Below are 2,362 nucleotides of genomic sequence, written 5' to 3'. Positions count from 1 at the left end.
GCGTGACGCCCACCGACCGCAAGATCACCGTCTTCACCACTCGCGCGGACACCCTCTTTGGCGTGAGCTTCTTCCTGCTCCCGCCCGAGAGCCCCCTTGCCGCCGAGCTCGTCTCCGGCACCGAGTACGAGGCCGCCTTCAAGGAGCTCAAGGCCGCGACCGAGAAGGTCAGCTCCGTCGACCGCCAGGGCTCCGAGCGCGAGAAGCACGGCGTCTTCACCGGCCGCTACGTCATCAACCCGATCAACGGCCGCCCGGCCCCGATCTGGGTCGCCGACTACGTCCTCATGGACTACGGCACCGGCGCCGTCATGGGCGTCCCCTGCGGCGACCAGCGCGACTTCGACTTCGCAAAGAAGTACGGCCTCGAGATCGCCCCGATCATCTGCGAGAAGGACGACCCGCTCTACGAGGAGCTCAAGGACGAGCGCGAGCTGCGCGTCACCTCCGTCGACTGGGACCACGCCATGGTCGCCGAGGGCTACCTCGTCCAGTCCGGCGAGTTCACCGGCCTGAAGGGCGGCAAGCACTCCGAGGCCGTCGACGCCATCATCAAGTGGCTCGGTGAGCGCGGCATCGGCCGCGAGAAGGTCCAGTTCCGCCTGCGCGACTGGCTCATCAGCCGTCAGCGCTACTGGGGCAACCCCATCCCGATGATCCACTGCGACTGCTGCGGCGACGTGCCGGTGCCCTACGACCAGCTGCCCGTCACCCTGCCCGAGAACCTCGACCTCGGCGCCGGCGAGACCCTCGCCGAGTACGCGCCGTTCTACGAGACCACCTGCCCCAAGTGCGGCAAGCCTGCCAAGCGCATCACCGACACCATGGACACCTTCACGTGCTCTTCTTGGTACTACCTGCGCTACACCGACCCCCACAACGAGGAGCTGCCCTTCTCGAAGGCGGCCGTGGACCGCTGGATGCCCGTCGACAACTACATCGGCGGCATCGAGCACGCCATCCTGCACCTGCTCTACAGCCGCTTCTGGACCAAGGTCCTGCGCGACCTCGGCATGATCGACGTCGACGAGCCCTTCACCAACCTGCTTTGCCAGGGCATGGTCAAGGACGAGAACGGCGACGTCATGTCCAAGTCCAAGGGCAACGTCGTTCCTCCCTCGAGCGTGATCGGGCCCTACGGCGCCGACACCATGCGCCTCGCGATTCTCTTCATCGCGCCGCCCGAGAAGGACTTCGACTGGGACCCCAAGGCCGTCGCCGGCGCGAACCGCTTCATCAAGCGTGCCTGGAACGTCGTGTGGCAGCTTGCCGAGAACGGGCATGCGGGCGAGTTCGACCACAAGGCGCTCAAGGGCCACGCGGGCGAGCTGTTCCGCACCCTGAACGGCCTCGGCGACCGCAGCACCTCCGACTTCGACCGCGGGCAGTTCAACACGGCCATCAGCGCTGCCATGGAGATCGTCAACGCCGCGAGCAAGTACGTGGTCGAGACCCCGGCCGCCGAGCGCGTCGCCGAGCTCGACTACCTCGTCGCCCGCGACATCGTCGCCATGCTCGCCCCGATCATCCCGCACTGGGCCGAGGAGCTCTACCACGAGGCCCTGCACCTCGATGGCTCCGTCTACAACGAGCCGTGGCCCGAGTTCGATCCCGAGCTCGCCAAGGCAGATGAGGTCGAGATCGCCGTCCAGATCAAGGGCAAGGTCCGCGGTCATGTGACCGTCGCCGCCGACGCCTCCGACGACGAGTGCGCCGAGGCCGCAAAGGCTGCCGTCGCCGACCAGCTTGAGGGCAAGGAGATCAAGAAGGTCATCGTCATCAAGGGTCGCCTGGTCAACATCGTCGCGATCTAGGGTTTGCGCTGTAAAACGGATATGCCCCGCGGCTCCCTGGGAATTCTCCCTCGGCGCCGCGGGGCGTTATCATTTGCTTGACGAAGCGCGGATGGCCGGGAGGTTTCCTGCATGAGCAAAAACGGAAAGAAGGGCAGCTGGTTCAAGCCGAACTTCTGGACGCTCGCGTACCTCGACGAGGCCACGCGCCCGCGCGGCAAGGAGCAGCCGGTCACGTTCGGGGGCTGCCTTGCGGCTGTGGGCGCGACGGTGGCCGCGTTCGGTCTTCTTATCTTTCTGATTTGGCTGCTTCCGACGCTTGCCTCGATCATGTAGCTGCGGCGATCAGATGAACTCCGTGAGGCTGTGGTAGACGGTGCCGTCGAGCCCGGCCGTCGCTTCAGCCGAGACGAGCGAGTCGAGCACTGCTTCCTCGGTCGCCTCCGCGCAGGCACGGAAGAGCGCATCGAGCGACTCTTCCGGCACGCGCTCGCAGGTGGGCAACGCGCTGCCTTCCGCACCCATCGAAAGACCCGTCGTGAAGCCGAGGAAGATGTCGCCCGAGCCGT

At 66.2% G+C, this 2,362-nt stretch carries 3 protein-coding genes; 2 read left to right on the top strand and 1 reads right to left on the bottom strand.

Annotated elements, in window-relative coordinates; all coding sequences use genetic code 11:
* Together leuS and ACT84W_RS09345 are read left to right on the top strand one after the other, a co-directional pair.
* A partial coding sequence (gene leuS, locus ACT84W_RS09350; protein WP_444329004.1) for a leucine--tRNA ligase occupies positions 1 to 1,814 on the top strand: 1,814 nt, incomplete at its 5' end.
* 111 nt (positions 1,815 to 1,925) lie between these two features.
* The gene (locus ACT84W_RS09345; protein WP_444329003.1) at positions 1,926 to 2,129 is read left to right on the top strand and encodes a hypothetical protein; all 204 of its coding nucleotides are present in this window, start codon (positions 1,926 to 1,928) and stop codon (positions 2,127 to 2,129) included.
* A 9-nt stretch (positions 2,130 to 2,138) separates the two neighbouring features.
* On the opposite strand, the gene ACT84W_RS09340 is transcribed toward ACT84W_RS09345, so the two are convergent.
* The coding region (locus ACT84W_RS09340; RefSeq protein WP_444329002.1) for a P1 family peptidase at positions 2,139 to 2,362 on the bottom strand (224 nt) is incomplete at its 5' end.

The sequence above is a fragment of the Paratractidigestivibacter sp. genome (assembly GCF_052362415.1).
In the GTDB taxonomy this organism is placed as follows: Bacteria; Actinomycetota; Coriobacteriia; order Coriobacteriales; family Atopobiaceae; genus Paratractidigestivibacter.
Note: the sequence above shows the minus strand (reverse complement) of the source record. Positions and strands in the feature narration are given on the sequence as shown.